General features: G+C 60.7%; 16 protein-coding genes and 1 other RNA gene. 6 read left to right on the top strand and 11 right to left on the bottom strand.

Translation table 11 applies throughout. The features are described from left to right. Positions 1 to 158: 158 nt before the first annotated feature. Positions 159 to 842, bottom strand: a complete 684-nt coding sequence (gene nth, locus BLW62_RS02075; protein ID WP_090504492.1) for an endonuclease III — start codon at positions 840 to 842, stop codon at positions 159 to 161. A 224-nt stretch (positions 843 to 1,066) separates the two neighbouring features. Between nth and mvaD the strand changes: the two genes are divergently transcribed. Both mvaD and BLW62_RS02065 read left to right on the top strand, forming a co-directional pair. Next, positions 1,067 to 2,050 carry a phosphomevalonate decarboxylase MvaD gene (gene mvaD / locus BLW62_RS02070; RefSeq protein ID WP_090504489.1) on the top strand — a complete coding sequence of 328 codons (984 nt, stop codon included), beginning with the start codon at positions 1,067 to 1,069 and terminating at the stop codon, positions 2,048 to 2,050. A 178-nt stretch (positions 2,051 to 2,228) separates the two neighbouring features. Further along, complete coding sequence (locus tag BLW62_RS02065; RefSeq protein WP_090504487.1) at positions 2,229 to 3,323, top strand: carbon-nitrogen hydrolase family protein; 1,095 nt, start codon at positions 2,229 to 2,231, stop codon at positions 3,321 to 3,323. A 42-nt stretch (positions 3,324 to 3,365) separates the two neighbouring features. Here BLW62_RS02065 and fen read toward each other — a convergent pair whose 3' ends face one another. Further along, the gene (gene fen / locus BLW62_RS02060) at positions 3,366 to 4,343 is read right to left on the bottom strand and encodes a flap endonuclease-1 (protein WP_090504484.1); all 978 of its coding nucleotides are present in this window, start codon (positions 4,341 to 4,343) and stop codon (positions 3,366 to 3,368) included. A 190-nt stretch (positions 4,344 to 4,533) separates the two neighbouring features. Here fen and BLW62_RS02055 point away from each other — a divergent pair, with 190 nt between their 5' ends. Beyond that, a complete protein-coding gene (locus tag BLW62_RS02055) occupies positions 4,534 to 4,923 on the top strand; it encodes a hypothetical protein (RefSeq protein WP_090506380.1) in 390 nt (129 codons plus the stop codon). Positions 4,924 to 5,030: 107 nt separating this feature from the next. Here the strand turns inward: BLW62_RS02055 and BLW62_RS02050 are convergent, their stop codons facing one another. The 4 genes from BLW62_RS02050 to BLW62_RS02035 all read right to left on the bottom strand — a co-directional run bounded on the left by BLW62_RS02050 (position 5,031) and on the right by BLW62_RS02035 (position 10,500). Continuing rightward, a complete protein-coding gene (locus tag BLW62_RS02050) occupies positions 5,031 to 5,888 on the bottom strand; it encodes a phosphatase PAP2 family protein (RefSeq protein WP_090504481.1) in 858 nt (285 codons plus the stop codon). Next, the gene (locus tag BLW62_RS02045; RefSeq protein ID WP_090504478.1) at positions 5,888 to 7,705 is read right to left on the bottom strand and encodes an ABC transporter substrate-binding protein; all 1,818 of its coding nucleotides are present in this window, start codon (positions 7,703 to 7,705) and stop codon (positions 5,888 to 5,890) included. Before BLW62_RS02045 ends, BLW62_RS02050 begins: the two co-directional genes overlap by 1 nt. 108 nt (positions 7,706 to 7,813) lie before the next feature. After that, positions 7,814 to 8,635 (bottom strand): phosphatase PAP2 family protein, encoded by an 822-nt coding sequence (locus BLW62_RS02040; protein WP_090504475.1) that lies wholly within the window; start codon positions 8,633 to 8,635, stop codon positions 7,814 to 7,816. Then, positions 8,635 to 10,500 carry an ABC transporter substrate-binding protein gene (locus BLW62_RS02035; RefSeq protein ID WP_090504472.1) on the bottom strand — a complete coding sequence of 622 codons (1,866 nt, stop codon included), beginning with the start codon at positions 10,498 to 10,500 and terminating at the stop codon, positions 8,635 to 8,637. Before BLW62_RS02035 ends, BLW62_RS02040 begins: the two co-directional genes overlap by 1 nt. Positions 10,501 to 10,724: 224 nt before the next feature. Between BLW62_RS02035 and BLW62_RS02030 the strand changes: the two genes are divergently transcribed. Together BLW62_RS02030 and BLW62_RS02025 are read left to right on the top strand one after the other, a co-directional pair. After that, a complete protein-coding gene (locus tag BLW62_RS02030) occupies positions 10,725 to 11,003 on the top strand; it encodes a ribonuclease P protein component 4 (RefSeq protein ID WP_090504470.1) in 279 nt (92 codons plus the stop codon). Positions 11,004 to 11,093: 90 nt separating this feature from the next. Next, the gene (locus BLW62_RS02025; RefSeq protein ID WP_076578431.1) at positions 11,094 to 11,342 is read left to right on the top strand and encodes a YhbY family RNA-binding protein; all 249 of its coding nucleotides are present in this window, start codon (positions 11,094 to 11,096) and stop codon (positions 11,340 to 11,342) included. Positions 11,343 to 11,535: 193 nt separating this feature from the next. On the opposite strand, the gene BLW62_RS02020 is transcribed toward BLW62_RS02025, so the two are convergent. The 4 genes from BLW62_RS02020 to BLW62_RS02005 form a co-directional block, all read right to left on the bottom strand. Then, the gene (locus BLW62_RS02020; protein ID WP_090504469.1) at positions 11,536 to 12,330 is read right to left on the bottom strand and encodes a LolA family protein; all 795 of its coding nucleotides are present in this window, start codon (positions 12,328 to 12,330) and stop codon (positions 11,536 to 11,538) included. A gap of 126 nt (positions 12,331 to 12,456) precedes the next feature. Further along, positions 12,457 to 12,768, bottom strand: an RNA gene (gene ffs, locus BLW62_RS02015) — signal recognition particle sRNA. Between the two features lie 96 nt (positions 12,769 to 12,864). Continuing rightward, entirely contained in the window at positions 12,865 to 13,566 is a 702-nt protein-coding gene (locus tag BLW62_RS02010; protein ID WP_090504466.1) for a DUF2270 domain-containing protein, read from the bottom strand. 54 nt (positions 13,567 to 13,620) lie between these two features. Further along, a complete protein-coding gene (locus BLW62_RS02005) occupies positions 13,621 to 15,303 on the bottom strand; it encodes a potassium channel family protein (RefSeq protein WP_342706740.1) in 1,683 nt (560 codons plus the stop codon). 275 nt (positions 15,304 to 15,578) lie between these two features. On the opposite strand from BLW62_RS02005, the gene BLW62_RS02000 reads away from it, so the two are divergent. Beyond that, the gene (locus tag BLW62_RS02000; RefSeq protein ID WP_090506379.1) at positions 15,579 to 15,794 is read left to right on the top strand and encodes a hypothetical protein; all 216 of its coding nucleotides are present in this window, start codon (positions 15,579 to 15,581) and stop codon (positions 15,792 to 15,794) included. A gap of 170 nt (positions 15,795 to 15,964) precedes the next feature. Here the strand turns inward: BLW62_RS02000 and BLW62_RS01995 are convergent, their stop codons facing one another. Then, a complete protein-coding gene (locus BLW62_RS01995) occupies positions 15,965 to 16,201 on the bottom strand; it encodes a hypothetical protein (RefSeq protein WP_090504460.1) in 237 nt (78 codons plus the stop codon). Between the last annotated feature and the right edge of the window lie 118 nt (positions 16,202 to 16,319).

The following is a 16,319-nucleotide window of genomic DNA, read 5'->3' as shown; positions in this document are numbered from 1 at the left end:
GTTCCTCGTCCTGAGATATGGCGAACGGACAAAAAGGCGTTGGGGTTGCAATCGCGGTCGCGCGTCGAGGAGTGGCCACCAGATGACCGGTGACGCCGATCCCCACCAGATGATCGGTGCCGGTGATCCAAATCCCCGTCCGTGGCTACGTCAGGAGGTCACCAGTCGTCGCCAGAGGCGAGGTCGACGTCGCTGTCGCCTTTCTCGGAGGGGCAGATGTCAGCCAGCACGCAGTCGCTACAGTCGGGGTTTCGGGCCGTACAGGTCGCTCGTCCGTGATCGATACAGAGGTGAGTAAACTGCTGCCAGTAGCCTTCGGGGACGAGTTCCATCAGTTCCTGTTCGATTGCCTCGGGCCGTTCTTCTTCGGTCAACCCGAGTCGCCTCGAGAGTCGCTGCACGTGCGTATCGACGACGATTCCTTCGACCACGTCGTGGCCGTGTTGTAAGACGACGTTCGCCGTCTTCCGACCGACGCCAGAGAGTTCCGTCAGTTCCTCCATCGTATCCGGTACCTCGCCGTCGTGTTCCTCGAGAATCGTCCGACAGGAGTCACGAACGTATCCTGCCTTGGAGTTGTAGTACGTAATCGAGCTCAGGTCTTCGGCGAGTTCGTCCTGGGGCGCATTTGCGTACTCTTCCGCGCCGTCGTACTTCTCGAAGAGGTGTTCGGTCTCCGTGTTCACGCGCTCGTCCGTACACTGTGCGGAGAGGATCACCGCGATCAACAACTCGAGGCGATTCGAGTACCGAAGCGAGATCGTCGAGTCCGGATACGCTTCCTCGAGACGGTCGACGATCTCGGTGGCCTGTTCCTCGCGACTCTCGAGAGGGGTTCCCATGCTGTCGCTCTTTCGAGAGCGACCATTTGAGGGGTTCGGATTCGGACCGGTGCGACCACCGTTGGACGCGATACCAGTCCACGCCACCGGCTCGTAACTCACTCGAGGTCTCATCACGTCCCGCTCTCGGTCGGCTGTGTGCCCCACAGAATTACTCCGAAGAGATCGAGATCGATCAATCGGATGCCGTGAACTTTAAGCGGCCGTCCTCCACCTATCAGGGTATGAAAGCTACGGCCATGGCCCACCCAATTCAGGGGCTGGTAAAGTATCACGGGATGCGCGACGACGTCAAGCGACTTCCCTACCACGACAGTATCAGCCTCTGTACGGCACCGAGTCACACGCGCACGACCGTCGAGTTCTCGATGGACTACGACGAGGACACCTTCGTCGTCGACGGCGAGGAACTCGACGGGCGAGCCTACGAGCGCGTCGAGGCCGTCGTCGAGAAGGCGCGCTCGAAATCCGACGCCGCCCACACCGTCTACCCGGTTCGACTCGAGAGCGAGAATAGCTTCCCGTCGAACGTCGGGCTCGGCTCCTCTTCTTCCGGCTTCGCCGCAGCCGCGATGGCGCTCGCCGAAGCGGCGGAACTCGACGCATCACGACAAGAAATCTCGACGATCGCCCGCGTCGGATCGGCCTCCGCTTCCCGCGCCGTCACCGGTGCGTTCTCCCAGCTTCACACGGGACTCAACGACGAAGACTGTCGATCCCGTCGTATTCCGTCCGATCTCCACGAGGACCTCAAGATCGTCGTCGGGCTCGTTCCGTACCACAAGGAGACCGAGGATGCCCACGACGAGGCCGCAGACAGCCACATGTTCCAGGCACGCAACGCCCACATCCACGGCCAGCTCGCCGAAATGCGCGATGGCCTGCGAAACAACGAGTTCGACACCGTCTTCGAACTCGCCGAACACGACTCGCTCTCGCTGGCCGCGACGACGATGACCGGTCCATCCGGCTGGGTCTACTGGCAACCAGCTACACTCTCGATTCTAAACACCGTCCGAGAGCTTCGCGAGGAGGAGGATATTCCCGTCTACTTCTCGACCGACACGGGTGCCAGCGTCTACGTCAACACCACCGAGGAGTACGTCGACCAGGTCGAGGAAGCCGTCGCCGACTGTGGCGTCTCCACGACCGTCTGGGACGTCGGCGGCCCGGCAAAGCTCCTCGGCGAAGAGAAGCACCTCTTCTAACCACCGTTAAGCGGAACCGACGTCTTACGGTAATCGCGGTCGACGGCGACGAGGAGAGGGTCGTCCACCGGGAACACTACGAGCCGTAAGCCGAACCCGCCACGCTCGAGTGATGTGACGAGTCGGAGGCGATCGCCTCCACCCGCATCTTTTTGCGATACGTTATCAGTGAACGTGTATGGTCGCAGAGACGTTCACCGCCGCTGCCGCACAGGTCGAACCCGTCTATCATGACAAGGAGGGAACGCTCGAGAAGACGTGCCAGTGGATCGAACGGGCTGGAGCGCAAGACGTCGACGTGCTGGTCTTCCCGGAGACGTATTTCCCGGGCTATCCCTACTGGCGTGGCTGTTCGATCAGCCGCTGGAGCGAACTCGTGGTCGAATTACAGAAGAACAGCCTCTCGGTCGGAGATGACGCACTCGAGATCATTGGCGAGACGATCGACGAAGCGAACCTCCACGTCGTTCTCGGGACGAACGAACTCTCAGAGCGGCCGGGAAGCGAGACGTTGTACAATTCGCTGTTTTACTTCGACCGATCGGGCGAGTTAGTTCGTCGCCACCGAAAACTCATGCCCACACATGGCGAGCGAGCGATTTGGGGGCGAGGCGATCCCTCGACGCTCGATACGCACGACACCGATATCGGACGGATGGGTGGGCTCATCTGCTACGAGAATCACATGACACTCCCGAAGGGTGCCCTCGCCGCGATGGGCGAGGAGATTCACCCCGCCGTCTGGCCTGGCTTCTGGGAACAACACGGCCATCCCGGAAACAAGACGAAAGCAACGGACCGGGACGCGATCGAGACGTGCGATCAGTACCCCGCGATGCGTCAGTACGCCTTCGAAACCCAGTCGTTCGTCATCTCGAGTTCGGCGTACGTCAGCGACGACATGCTCGACTCCGTCTCCGAGGAAGTCGGCCTCAACATCGCCGCCGGCGGGAGCATGCTCGTCAACCCCGCCGGAATCGTCAAAGCCGGACCCGTTCTGAACGAGGAAGCGCTGCTCACCGCCGAGTTCGACCGAGACGAACGCCGTGCGACGAAGGCCTACTTCGACGCGGTGGGTCACTACACTCGCTGGGACGCCGTGAACCTGAACGTCCGGAATACCGAGCTCGAGCCACTCGAGTCCGACGATGCTCACACCGATCACGCCGGCCCCGTGGCCCCGAGTCCGGCGGCGATCGAAGAAATCGCGACGGAACACGAGCTATCGATCGAGACGGTGGAGTCTGTCGTCGACTCGCTTCACTCGCGCTAAGGCGGAAACACGGAAAGACAGACACACTGCCAGCATCGTCGTTCAGGTCCAGCGATCGAGTCCGGTCTGGCTGACGCTCTCTTCGATCCGTTCGAAACCGCGATCGACTTCGTCGGCGTGTACTTCCCACTCCTCGCAGACGTAGTCACGGGCCGCCTCGAGGTCCGGATCCAGCGACCGGTCGAACTCGTAGTCGTCGGTCACGTTCGGATCACGGAACAACTGCCTGACGCGGTCGCCGTACTCGACGTGAGCGTCTCGCGCCTCGAGGACGCTCCAGAGATCGCCGTGTTCGGTGATGGCCGAGATCGCCGTTTTGGGCCCGATTCCCGTGACGCCTTCGTTGAAGTCCGTCCCGATGAGGATGGCCGCGTCGATCAGTTGTTCGAGCGTGAGGTCGTGATGTGCGAGCGTCGCCTCGAGATCCATCAGTTCGGGATCGCCCTTGCTCGTGAGCTGGCGAAGCGTCAGCGGCGAGCCAAAGAGCAAGGCGTCGTAGTCCTCCGAGCCGACGTAGTCGGCGTCGCCGCGTCGAACCATGTGCGCGGCCTGTGCCTCGCCCTCCGCGGGGGCTTCGACGATCGGCACGTCGAGCAGTTCCAGTAGCTTCCGGCTGGTCTCCTGGATCGTCGGCGTCAGTCGCTGGGTTCGGGACTCGAGTTGGGCGATGGCCACCTGATCGCCTTCCTCGCGAGCGGTCTCGAGTTGTTCCTCGTAGGTTTCGCGCTGCTCACGGCGGGACTCGATTTCGTCTTCTTTGAGTTCCGAGGGGCCGCCGTCGAAGACCATTACGGGCGTGATGTCGTGCTCGAAGAACTTCGGCAGGCCCTGGACGATCCCGACGAGATTCGCGACTTCGGTGTCGTCTGCGGTCGTGTACGTTTCGCTCGAGGTCCACTTGACCGTCGTCGTCAGGTACCGATAGAGCCAGTTGTGGGCGTCGACGGCGACGACCCCCTCGATATCGTCGAACGGCACCTCCTCGATCACGGCGATGTCACGGAGTGCAGCGTTTCCCATTGGTCTTTCCTTAGGAGGAGTGGGATTTGTATCATTGCCTTCTCGTCAGCCCGATTGGAGGTCCACTCGAGGTGCGCGGTCGATAGTCGGTGAAATCTGACAAGTAGAGCCGCGAACCGTCAGGGGGCCACACTGTCGCCCGATCGAAGACATGACAATCCTTTTCCGCGGCGATAGAGAATCCGAGGGTATGTCCGACGAGGATCAACCAAACGACGCCAGCGACGACGGAGAGGAGAAGTCCTTCCGAGAGCGAGTCGAAGAGATTCGCGAAAAGCGCGCTGAAGAGGGCGAAGGCGAGGGCGAACCGCCGGAGAGTCCATTCGGCGGCGGCGGTGGCGGCCCAGGCGGCCCAGGCGGAATGGGCGGTGGCGGCAACCCGTTCGCCCAGATGATGGGCGGTATGATGGGCGGCGGTGGCGGCCCACCAGGCATGGGCGGCGGTCCGGGCGGCCCAGGCGGCCGCAGCGAGGAAGCCGGCAACGAAGAACTCGTCCAAGAGGTCCGTCAGCTTCGCGACGAAATGCGCGACCAGACCCGCGCACTCAAGCGGATCGCCGACGCGCTCGAGGACAACTAACCACTCCCGGTCGGTGCGGATTTTCGTGTACTACCCCATCGCGTAGTGACTGGTGTCGTCCTCGAGACCCTCGGAAAACGCTACACAGCAGGACGCCAGATTCGAGCCTACGAGTCGGAGTCGCGATTGCGAATACTCGAGAGCGATGGGAGTCGACCGTCGGCCCACTCGTAAACCGACCAGCGGCCGACGAGCAGGCGGGAGAGTTCGACGCAGACGTACGCGAGGACGACTCCCGCGACGACGTCGATCGCCCAGTGAATGCCGAGGTACATCGTCGAGATGACGACAGAGAGGCCCAGAATCGAGGCGACGACGGCCCACTTCGGATAGACCGACCGCGTGTGGAACGCGAGAATCGAGACGGTCGCTGCGAGGGAGGTATGCAAGGACGGGAAGACGTTCGTATTTCGGTTAACCTGGCGCGTGAGGTGTTGGTACTGCGGATACGTGTCATAGAGCAACGCGTCGACGAGTTCCGGCATCATGTTTCGTGGCCCGTAGGCGATGATGAGGATGTAGAGCACCGTCCCGAGAACGTAGTTCAGCGTGTACGCCGTCAGGAGTTCTCGGAGCGGCCGCGTATTCGAGAGCGCGAAGTACGCGATAACCGGAAACACGAGCAAGAAAACGTAGCCGTAGATGTAGATGAACGAGAAGTACGCCGTCACCGCTGGCGTTTCGAGCGACTGCAGCCAGACGATGAACTGGCCTTCGATGTCGTAGATCGCCCACGTCAGGTTCCAGTCGATCAGCCACGAAATTTCGGGGACGAACTGCCTCGAGAGTCCGTTGAGCGAGAGGACGGCACCGAGGAGGACGGTCGCCGGGGCGGCCGCCCGGAGGCGGTCTCGCCACTCGACTTTCGTATCGCGAAGTCGGTATCGACCCACGAAGAGCGCGATCGAGACGAGCGTCATGAACGTGACGACCAGCGCCAACTGAATCAGGACGTTCGCAAGCATCAGTGTCTCACCCGAAGGGATCCATCCTCACCGTATCGGAAGCCGGCGTCTTCGAACGCGGCCTGTGCTGCATCGACGTCGACGTCGCCGTCCGTTCCGAGAAACGGCATGGCCGGATCCTCGCCGTCCCACTCGAAATCCTCGGGCAACCACTCCTCGTCGGTGAGCGGCGTCGCGATCGGTTCGGCGTAGCCGTCGAACACCTCCTCGGTCAGCCACGCCTTATCGAGCAACTGCGCGACGGACTGTCTGAACCGTGGGTTGCTAAACGGTGCATTTCTGGTGTTGAAGCCGAGGTGATAGAACGACCACGACGGCGACTCGAGTAACTGAACATCGTCCGTCTCCTCGATATCGTCGACCACGTAGGTCTCGAGTGCGGAACTCGTGACGTCGGCGTCGCCATCTTCGATCAATTGGATCGCAGAGGTGCTTCGCGGGTCGATCTGCACGCGGAGTTCGTCGACGGTCGGTTCGGGGAGGTCGACATCCTCACGCAGCGTGAAGTGGTCGTCAAATCGATCGAACGTCACGTGTTCTCTGTCGGTGTGATCTGCGTACTGAAACGGCCCGGAACCGACCGGCGGAATGTTGTTCGAGACGACCGCATCGGTCGTCCCCTGTGCGACGCGGACACCGCGGACAGATGCGTGCTCAGCGCGGTCCGTCCAGATGTGCTCGGGAAGGATCGGAACCGTGAGCGCGCGTTCGCCGACCGTCTGGTTCGACTCGGTCGTGAACTCGAGGGTGTGTTCGTCACTCGCCTCGACGTCGTCGATCGCACTGACCACCCCGCGATACCGTGGGGAAGGTGCAGGTGCAGACCCGTCCCCATTTGCAGTATCTGAGAGGAACTCGTACGTGAACTCGACGTCCTCGGCGGTGAGTGATTCGCCGTCGTGGAACGTACAGTCGGTGTGAAGCGACACGACGAGCGTCGATTCGTTTTCCCACTCCCACTCCTCGGCGAGCCACGGCGTGAACGTCTGTTCGCCGTCACCGGAGACGGCGTCGATCGCGAGGGAGTCGTAGACGAGGTCCATTGTGGTGTCACGGTAGCGGTACTCGACCGTCAACGGGTTGAGGTTCTGTGACGGACGCGCGTCCGTGTGAACGGTTCGGAGGTGTTCGCTGTGCTCGTCAGCGAGTGGATCGAGTCCGAGATAGCCACTTCGCGTCGCGAGATGACCGTCCGTCCAGCCGTCGTATCGATCTGCTCTGGCCAGGCGGTGTTCCGTCGGCGTACAGATCGGGACGAACGGCTGCTCGGCCACGAACCCCTCGAGCATCGATTCGACCGCCTCTTCGCGCTCGTCCTCGTCGGCCTCACGTTGTTCCTCGAGTAACTCGTCGAGTAACAGGTTCGTCACGCCGAATGGGTTCTGCCAGCCGGATTCGTCGGCATACTGTGAGTGGAGCGCTTCGTAGAGAAAGTCCGGATCGGTGCCACCCGGATGTTCACCGACGTAGATGTCGAAATCGTGGTTAATCAAAACGGCTCGCAAAAACTCCTCGCTCGAGCGCATCTCGATTGACGACTCGATTCCGGCCGCCTCGAGCGCGTTTGCCACTTCTCGAGCGAGCCGGATCGTCTCCCGGTCGCCGTCTGCGGGGAGCGTCGTAATCGTCACGGAAAGCGGATCGATGTCGTCGCGATTGACGATACTCCGGAACTGACTCAAACAGCCACTCGTCGCCACCGTGAGGCCTGTTACACCCACAAGTGCGGCCCGACGGCTCAGCCCACCGGTGGAGGGCCCACCGGCGATATCGTCGTTCGCTTCGTCGTCGACCGGTGTGCCTCCGTGGTTGCTCATTCGGTTCGTTTACGACAGTTGGCTGGCCGTGGTATAACAGTATTGCGTTGGGCCCGATGCCTTGTCAGCGAACAGAAGCCAACACCGTACCAGCGAGAATGGGCGAGACTACCGGTCGAGCGTCTCTCGAGTGCGATCGACAATATCCGAGAGCGTCCACCGTCCGACGACCTGATCCGACACCCAGACACAGAACGCGGCGAGTGCGAGGCCGGCAACGACGTCAATTGCCCAGTGAATGCCGAGGTACATCGTCGAGATGATAACACTGATCGAGAGGATGAGCGCGACGACGAACCAGTAGGGGTACTCAGAGCGCGTGTAGAACGCGAATATACCGACCGTTGCGGCGAGAGACGTGTGCAGCGACGGGAACACGTTCGTGTTCCGATTTACCTCCTGTGTGACGTGTTGGTACTCGGGACCGAAATCGTAGAGCACCGTGTTCATTTCGTCACCGAAGAACTGCCGCGGCCCGTAGGCGGCGATGAGGAGGTACACTGAGAGTCCAATGAGGTAATTGAGCGTGTAGGCTGTCAGGAGCCGACGGAACATCCGCGTATTCGAGAGGACGAAGTACGCGACAGCAGGGAAGATGAGCATGTAGGCGTAGCCGTAGACGTAAACGAACGAGAAGTACGCCGTCAGCCTCGTCGTCTCGAAATCCTGAAAGATGAGGATGAACTCACCCTCGAGATTCCGAATCGCTGTCGTCATTCGGAAGATGCCGTCTTCCTCGCTTTGACGCATCATTCGATTTATCAATAACGCGATGCCCAAGACGACGAGGACCGGCCCAGTAATCTGTAACCGGGACCGCAACTGTGCGAGCGTCGTTGTGAGTGCTTCGCGGCTGATAAAGAGCGCAATCGAAATCGCCAGCATGATGCCGACGATCTGTACCATTCCCACTAAGACCTCTGTGAGCATTAATTTCGCCTCAGAATCTCCTCTTCTGCATCGTACCGATAGCCGATCGATTCAAACGCAGACAACGCACCTTCGACGTTCACCTCGCCATCGGTACCAGCAAACGGTGTAACGGGATCCCCGCCGTTCCACTCGTACTCCTCGGGGACCCATTCGTCAGTTACCGGGACGGCTATCGGATCCGCATAGTCGTAGAACACTTCTTCGGTGAGATACGCCTTGTCGATCAGTTGTGCAACAGCTCGACGGAACTGTGGGTTGTGACACGGTGCGCGCCCCGTATTGAACCCGAGGTGATAGAACGTCCACGAGGAGGCCGGCATCGCCTCGATATTGTCGTCATCGGGTACGTCGTCGATCGCGTACGCCTCGAGCATCGTCCCGGTGAAGTCGGCCCCACCGCTTTCGATTCGATCGATCGAAGACGCACTGCCAGTATCGGCCATGAACGTGATCTCTTCGACGATCGGCTCGAGGAGGTCTTCCTCGTCCGACCCGATCGAGAAGTGATCGTCGAATCGCTCGAGCGTGAGGGTACTCTGATCGGATTGATCGGCGAACTGGTAGGGGCCGCTCCCCACCGGTTCGATCGCACTGCTCGTCACGAGGCCCCACTCACCTTGCGGTGCCGAGAAGTCGTCACTCGATTCGATTCGCTCGTCGAGTTCGTACTCGAGCCAGATGTGCTTCGGTAAGATCGGGACGGTAAACGCCCGTTCGCCGACCATCGTACTGGTGTGGAAGGGAATTCGAAGTTCGTACTCGTTTTCGATCTCGATACCGTCGACGTCGACCGCGCTCACGTGACCTTGATAGCGGGGTGCTGGTGACGTGTTGCCCTGTCCGAGCGTCGTGTTCTCGAGGAGTTGGTAGGTGAATTCGACGTCCTCGGCGGTAAGGGGTTCACCCGTATCGTCCTCCTCGAGGTTGTGGAACGTGACGTCTTCTCGAAGCGTGACGTGCGCAATGTTCGTTCCATCTTCGACGGTTTCCCAGTCCCACTCTGCGAGCCACGGCTCGACGCGATATTCGACCACGTGGTCGTCGGTGTCGACGCCGTCCTCGCCGTCTTCGTCGTCTTCGACGATCACGGTTCCGAGAGAGTCGTACACCAGATCGATAATCGTCTCCCGTTCACGGTTTTCTGCCATGAGCGGGTTGATGTTCTGCGTCGGTCGCGAGTCCGTTATGAGCGCCGCTAACTCGTTGTCGTCGTTACTGTCGGTCGGCTCGAGACCGAGATATCCACGCTGGGTGGCGAAGTGGCCATCGTGCCACCCGTCGAATCGGTCGCCGCGTCCAATCCGGAACTCGTGAGGCCGACAGATCGGCTCGAACGGTTTTTCACTGACGAACATCTCGAGCAGGTCGGTGAGTATTTCTTGTCGCTCTTGTTCGTCGTCCGCCCGACGCTGGTCCTCCAGAAGATCGTCGAAGAGGTATTCGCCGGTCGCGTATCCAAACGGGTTCTGCCATCCGGCTTCACCGGCGTACGTCGAGTGGAGCGCCTCGAAGAGAAAGTCGGGGTCGAAATCAGCAGGATGGAGGCCGACGTACATATCGTAATCTTGCTCGATGAGGACCATCTCGAGGAAATCCGTGCGCGATCGCATTTCAATATCTGCGTCGATACCGACTGCTTGGAGATTCGACTCGATGTGGCGGGCGATCTGGATGATTTCCCTGTTATCGTCCTGGGGGACCGTCGCGATGGAGAGCGAGAGCTGATCGTCGGTTGTGCCGGTAACGACGCTCCGGACGTTGTCGATACAGCCACTCAACGAGAGCGAGAGCCCGGCCGCACCTGCAGCGAGTACTGACCGGCGGTCAACGCCGTCAACCGGATCAGTTGTAGTGCGATTCATTCAGTCTATTACACCTCTTTGCTGTTGATATATAACAAGATTTCGTACTGTGTTCGACTAGAGGGAAGGGTCAAAAACGTTTTCAATCGGACGCTGTTTTGTGACATACTACAGAGAATGTGCTATTTGTTGGCAAGGATGTAGACAGTCAGTAACTGGGTTCCGTGTCCGAAATGCGACCACTGGAAGAAAACATCAATATGTGAACCCCCGAAAGATGAGGTATGGATATCGCTGCCGAACGACTCGAGCGACTCCACAAACTGGCTCGAGAAGCGGCGGCGAACCGCGAAGACGACAGGGCCAGAAAGTACGTCCGTCTCGCACGCCGTGTCGCAGAGCGAAACCGACTCGAGTTGCCACGAGAGTTCCGTCGGTTCACGTGTGACCGGTGCGATTCGTACCTCCGGCCGGGCGTGAACGCGCGTGTAAGGCTTCAGGACGATCACGTCGTGATTACCTGTGACTGCGGCGCTCTCGCCAGGTACCCCTACGAGGAGTGAGGATGGGTGCGCTGTAGGGCCATTCGCGCTACACTGTTTTGAAAAGCCCAATCGAGAAGATTGAAACGGCTCGCGTCGTTATTCAGGGGTATGGATACACAACGGCTCAAAGAACGAGCACACGACGTCGACGTCACCGTCTGGGTCGGCAAAAGCGGACTCGAGTCAGTCGTCGATGAACTCAACGACCAGTTATCAGACCGCCAGCTCGTGAAGGTCAAATTCCTCCGTGCGGCCCGTGCAGGGAGTTCGACCGAGGAAAAGGCAGCCGATCTGGCCGAGCGCGTCAACGCGACGTTGATCGACACCCGAGGACACACCGCCGTTATCGCCAGATAACACCTCCCCCGCACGCTCGGCGATGCAATCGGAGAAACTGCTCGCGGCCGAGCGGCGCTTCGGAGACGCGGACTCGAGGGCGACTTCGCACTCGAGGAGTCGGACTCAAACTACTCGAGGAGTCGTCCCCGAACGCCGTCGACCGTCCGTACGGGCGAGAAGAGTGCTGTCGTAACTTTCTGACTACTCCGAATTACGAGGCCGTAACTGTCGTGTTCGCCGGCGGCTCGAAGTCGAACGTCTCGTCGCCGAGGTCCTGATTGAACGAGACCGTTTCGTACCGTTCGGTGAGTTCGTGGCGGTCGCCGTCGGGGTCGTCGACGACCAGGTGCTCTTTGAGCGGGAACGCGTACTCGGTGTCGATCCAGATGGTCTGTTCGACGACGTCGAGTTCGTCGTCGGGATCGACCGTCTCGAGTGCGTAGACGTACTCGGTGTCTCCGACCAGGATCGAGAGTCCCGCTTCGACGGCCTCGTCTTTCGCTTCGACGTCGAGGACGTGCGCCTCTCGATCCGCAATCGTCTCCGTCCCCTGGTACTCGAGGTCGTACAGGTCGCGTTGTTCGTCGGCCATCTCAGCGCGGTCCGCGCGCACCTCGTCAGTGTCGAACGGTTCGTCGCTTTCGAAGTACGTCGCCGCTTGCGCGTCGGAGTCGTACCACCACGACATTGATTCGTTCGAGACGTAGACCTCGCCCTCGCGATCGTCGTCCGTCGACTCGAGGGTTTCCGATCGTTGTTCGACGTACGGACGCTCAGCGCGATCCTCCCGTTCTTCGATCGTCTCGTTCCCGTCAGTAACTGTCGTCGTGACGATACCCTCGACGTCCTCGAGGTCGTCGCTGTGGACGAACGCACCCTCGAAGACGTCCTCGGGTGCTGGGTCCTCCGATTCCTGAGATGAGATCGACTCGAGTGCAACGCACCCACTCAGCGTAAGTATGAGGGTGAGTACACAGACAGCGGCCGCGACTCGACGAGACGCCATTGGGTGAGTGGACCGACAGAAACGCCCTAAGTGTTTTCATTGCTGTCGGGTCCACGAAAAATTCAACGACGAGGAAGCCCAGCTGATTCGACGGGCAGCGTCGCTGAGAAGGATGAATACGGTATGAATGTGGAGGCCGCGATTGCCCGGCGTTCCGACCGGGGGAATCCCGGTTGCCTTCTCCACCCCGCAACCCGTCGAGCGACAGGTGTCCGGCGGTCCACTGCTCGCTTCCGCGCCTGATGGGCTGTCGCCGGCTAACCACGCTGGGACGTCCCTGCGGACGGCCACCGTGGACCGCTGTCCCCGACGGACGAGGCTTCTCTGTTGGCTCCCGAGGCCCCGGTCGGTCTGACCGGACGCCCGCGGTGTTCGGTCCCCGCTAATGACCATAGCGCGGGTGACGAGCAGGGCCAAACTGCCCGACCTATCCACCCGTACGTAGACGAGTGGGACGTAAGGGTCTTTCGCCTCCCGAATTTCGAAGCAGGCGTCGGGATACGCGCCACCGAACACGGAGACCAATTGCCCGGTTCACTCCTCGAGGTCGCCGTGTTCTGCGCTGCCGGATTCGCCCCGTTCTTTCGAGGACAGCGGGATGGCCAACACCAACAACGTGACGTAGTAGACGGCAACGGCGGCAACGACGGTCGTTCCCTCGACACCGGGTAAGGCCGCGCTCTCGAGGAACGGTTCGTCGGGGTTGAACGACCAGATGTGAAAAATCCAGCCGAGTAACATCGCTGTCATCAACGGGAGGTAGACCCGTCGAAGCCGGTGGCTAAACGCACCACGGTAGCTGATTTTGCTCTCGGGGTCGCGATAGTCCTCGCTCAGTTCCTCGCGCCACGCGTCCCGTTCGATTCCCTCGGAGGGATCGAGCGCGTTCGCGAAGAGGTTCTCCTGGAGGACTCTGACGCGTGAGCGCCAGATGTCGTAATCGCGGAACCGACGCGCCTCGATGAACAAGAAGACGGTTCCCATGATTAGTCCAGCGAGGATGACTGCGTGTGAGACCTCGCCGGAGAAGGCGTAGGCGACGATGGCCGACATCACCGTCACCGCCCAGTTCGTCGTCGTATCGAGGCGGCTTCGCCACTCGACTGTCCGTTCCATCTCACCTCGATAGAGGTGGGCGGCGACCGAGCCGAGGCCGGTGCTTTCGTCGACCATTTCGCGGCCAATCTCTTTCTCCTCGGGTTCTTCGGGATCGAAGTCGGCTTCCCCGTCGGCCATATTTACTTGTTCGATGTCCACACACAACACACTTCTACTGGGACGTGCCAGTGGTTAGCTCCCCACTCGCTTTCGAAGCCGTTCGATCTCCTCTTCGGTCCCAGCGACGACGAGACGATCGGTTGGTGCGAACGACTCTCCCTCGCGCGTCGGACGCAGGCCGCCGTCGCCTTCGAGTGCAATCACGACACAGCCGGTCTGTTGTCCGATCGTTTCGCCCTCGAGTGACCCGTCGAGTGACGCAGCAATCTCGACGGTTCGAATTTGAAGTTGGTCGCTGAACGTCATCGTCTCGTACTCGAAGATTCGGAGCGCGAGCATACGACCGGCGACGTTCGACAGGCCGAGCGTGTAGTTTGCCCCGGCATCGCGGAGTCGGACGACGTTTCCCGTCCGAGCGACGCCCGCGAGAATCTCGAGGTCGGGGTTGAGTTCGCGAGCGACCAATGTCGCGAGGAGTGTCGTGATATCGTCGCCGAGCGCGAGAATCAACGTTCCGGCGTCGCGGACACCCGCTGCGAGCAGTCCGTCTTCCGTCGTTGCGTCGCCGACGACATCGACGATATCGCCGTCGTGGATATCGAGAACGGTGGTGTCGATATCGGAGCGAGCGAGCGTGCCGATGACGGACGCGCCGACCGTTCCGGTTCCGGCGACGACGACCGGTTCGCGCTGGGGTCGGTACGACGACCCGCGTAGATCGGTTTCTGCAGTAACGGACTCGAGCGTGTCCGGCGTCCCGGCGATCAATAGAGTAGTGTTCTCGTCGACGTGCACGTCGGCCGGCAGGGATCGAAGGAAGTCGCCGCGCACCCACGCGCCGAGGATCGTCACGCCCACGGACTCGAGTCGCCTGCAGTTCGAGAGTGGCTCCCCGTAGAACTCGCTGGTATCGTCGAGTGGGAATTCGCGCAGACGAAGATCCTCGTCAAACTCGGCAGTCGACGTGGCGTCGGTTTCAGCGGCGTCCTCGAGGTCGATGTCGACGACCGGTCTGACTTTGTCGCCGAGCGCTTTTCCGAGCCGGTGTTTCGGTGAGATGACTTCCTCAACCCCGGCATAGCGCAAGTACCGAGAATCCTCGGGATCGACGACGAGCGCGAGCACCCGCGGCTCCTCGTCGCGACGGGTGAGTTCGATGACCGAGCTGATGTGTTCGGTCTCCGAGGCGTCGACGACGACCGCGAGCGCGTCGTCGACCTGTGCATCTTCGAGCGTCGCTTCCGAAGCCGGATCACCGTGCAAGACGACGAGGCCGTCCTCGTAGAGCGACTGGGCGCGCTCTTCGTCGGCCTCGAGGACGACGTAGTCGGTCCCGCTCGCTCGAAGTTCGTCCACGAGAGACTCACAAAGGGGCGTGTATCCAACCACGACGACGTGATCGTCGAGTTCCGCGACGTCCGACGGTGGCGTCGGTTCGACGAGCGTCTGGAGCCACGGCACGAAGAACAACGGCACCGCCACGAAGATGTAGGCAATTCCGGTCGACTGAATAAGGACCATGAACGCCGTCATTTCGAGCGTTTCCCACGGCGCATCCTGTCCGTACCCCGTCGTTGTCATGGACTGAATGACCACCTCGAGTGCGTGGTACCACGACCGACTTTCGCCCTCGAGCGTCGCCATTCCCCACTGGTATCCGATCGCGTAGATGACTGTGAGCACGACGAACGAACCGGCGTAAACGACGAGTCGGTAGCTCAACCCCGTCACTGCTCTGTGTTGGCTGGTCCGCACCGACGCTCGTCGACCCATTCGCCACCGTTCGTGGACTCGGCATCGACCATGAGATCCACACAGAGTACGTGTCACCGGAGTATCGTTCTTGGTGGGGCCTGTGCAAGGCACGCATCGAACACGAGGGAACGAGGCCGAAGTTTCGGCGGAGACCTGGATGGGGCTCGAGCGGACTGGCGCCCCGAACGTTGGTGGTGAACACGTGGCGATTCAGTCGGAGGAGCCAACACACATTGGAACAATGGTGATCCCTATCCGTCGCGTCATCTTTGATGATGAGCCAATCAGAATCGGTGACGAGGATCGTTGCAGTGTGTCGCGCCTGTGAATCGGTGTTCGTCTCCGAGCAACAGCCCGACGGGACGATTAGACCCATCGGCGTCTCCGAGGAGTGTACCTGCGGAGACGGCGATTTCCGGCGGGTGGAGGCTCCAACCGAGAGCGATCCATCAGAGGCAGGCGGCGCGGCGATTCCGCGGCCGTCGGATTGATCGACCATAGTTACTCGAGTCTTTTCGAGTACGAACGCTCTCGTTTTTGTGAGAAACCTACCCACGAAGTGACCCATCGGTAGCCGGAGGCAGACACGGACAACGAACGCGAATATGGTTCGTCGCTTTACGTTTCACGTCCACGTAACTCCGACCGCGCGAACCACCGTTCACCTGCTCTCGCGTTCCCACCGCAGTCGTTTCGCGTCCATCGTCTCTCGCCCCGCACGAACGTACTCGGCGTGATCAGCCGACCACCGCCCGAACCCGTCTCCGAACTTGCCGGCCGTCGTCTCGGCGAGCAGTCGCTCGAGCACGTCGTTGTCGCACTCACCGTGTCGTTTCCGAACCTCGAGTTCGCGTTTGACCCGCGGACTGACCCATAGTTGTTCGGTTGGCGACCCCATGTATTCATCCTCGTGGCGAGATGATATCGCCTTTGCGCCGGATTGGTAGGGAAGTGACCTATCGCTCGAGGTACGACGTCTCGTGATCACTCACCGATTCGTAGTGCTCCTATAATTG

This window comes from Natronorubrum sediminis (assembly GCF_900108095.1).
In the GTDB taxonomy this organism is placed as follows: Archaea; Halobacteriota; Halobacteria; order Halobacteriales; family Natrialbaceae; genus Natronorubrum; species Natronorubrum sediminis.
Note: the sequence above shows the minus strand (reverse complement) of the source record. Positions and strands in the feature narration are given on the sequence as shown.

Coding starts and splice junctions, on each gene's coding strand:
- nth (WP_090504492.1), bottom strand. CDS start 842: ATGGGAACCCCTCTCGAGAGTCGCGAGGAACAGGCCACCGAGATCGTC.
- BLW62_RS02035 (WP_090504472.1), bottom strand. CDS start 10,500: ATGAATCGCACTACAACTGATCCGGTTGACGGCGTTGACCGCCGGTCA.
- BLW62_RS02000 (WP_090506379.1), top strand. CDS start 15,579: ATGAGCCAATCAGAATCGGTGACGAGGATCGTTGCAGTGTGTCGCGCC.
- BLW62_RS02020 (WP_090504469.1), bottom strand. CDS start 12,330: ATGGCGTCTCGTCGAGTCGCGGCCGCTGTCTGTGTACTCACCCTCATA.
- BLW62_RS02010 (WP_090504466.1), bottom strand. CDS start 13,566: ATGGCCGACGGGGAAGCCGACTTCGATCCCGAAGAACCCGAGGAGAAA.
- BLW62_RS02025 (WP_076578431.1), top strand. CDS start 11,094: ATGGATACACAACGGCTCAAAGAACGAGCACACGACGTCGACGTCACC.
- BLW62_RS02050 (WP_090504481.1), bottom strand. CDS start 5,888: ATGCTTGCGAACGTCCTGATTCAGTTGGCGCTGGTCGTCACGTTCATG.
- BLW62_RS02045 (WP_090504478.1), bottom strand. CDS start 7,705: ATGAGCAACCACGGAGGCACACCGGTCGACGACGAAGCGAACGACGAT.
- BLW62_RS02030 (WP_090504470.1), top strand. CDS start 10,725: ATGGATATCGCTGCCGAACGACTCGAGCGACTCCACAAACTGGCTCGA.
- BLW62_RS02055 (WP_090506380.1), top strand. CDS start 4,534: ATGTCCGACGAGGATCAACCAAACGACGCCAGCGACGACGGAGAGGAG.
- mvaD (WP_090504489.1), top strand. CDS start 1,067: ATGAAAGCTACGGCCATGGCCCACCCAATTCAGGGGCTGGTAAAGTAT.
- BLW62_RS02040 (WP_090504475.1), bottom strand. CDS start 8,635: ATGCTCACAGAGGTCTTAGTGGGAATGGTACAGATCGTCGGCATCATG.
- fen (WP_090504484.1), bottom strand. CDS start 4,343: ATGGGAAACGCTGCACTCCGTGACATCGCCGTGATCGAGGAGGTGCCG.
- BLW62_RS01995 (WP_090504460.1), bottom strand. CDS start 16,201: ATGGGGTCGCCAACCGAACAACTATGGGTCAGTCCGCGGGTCAAACGC.
- BLW62_RS02065 (WP_090504487.1), top strand. CDS start 2,229: ATGGTCGCAGAGACGTTCACCGCCGCTGCCGCACAGGTCGAACCCGTC.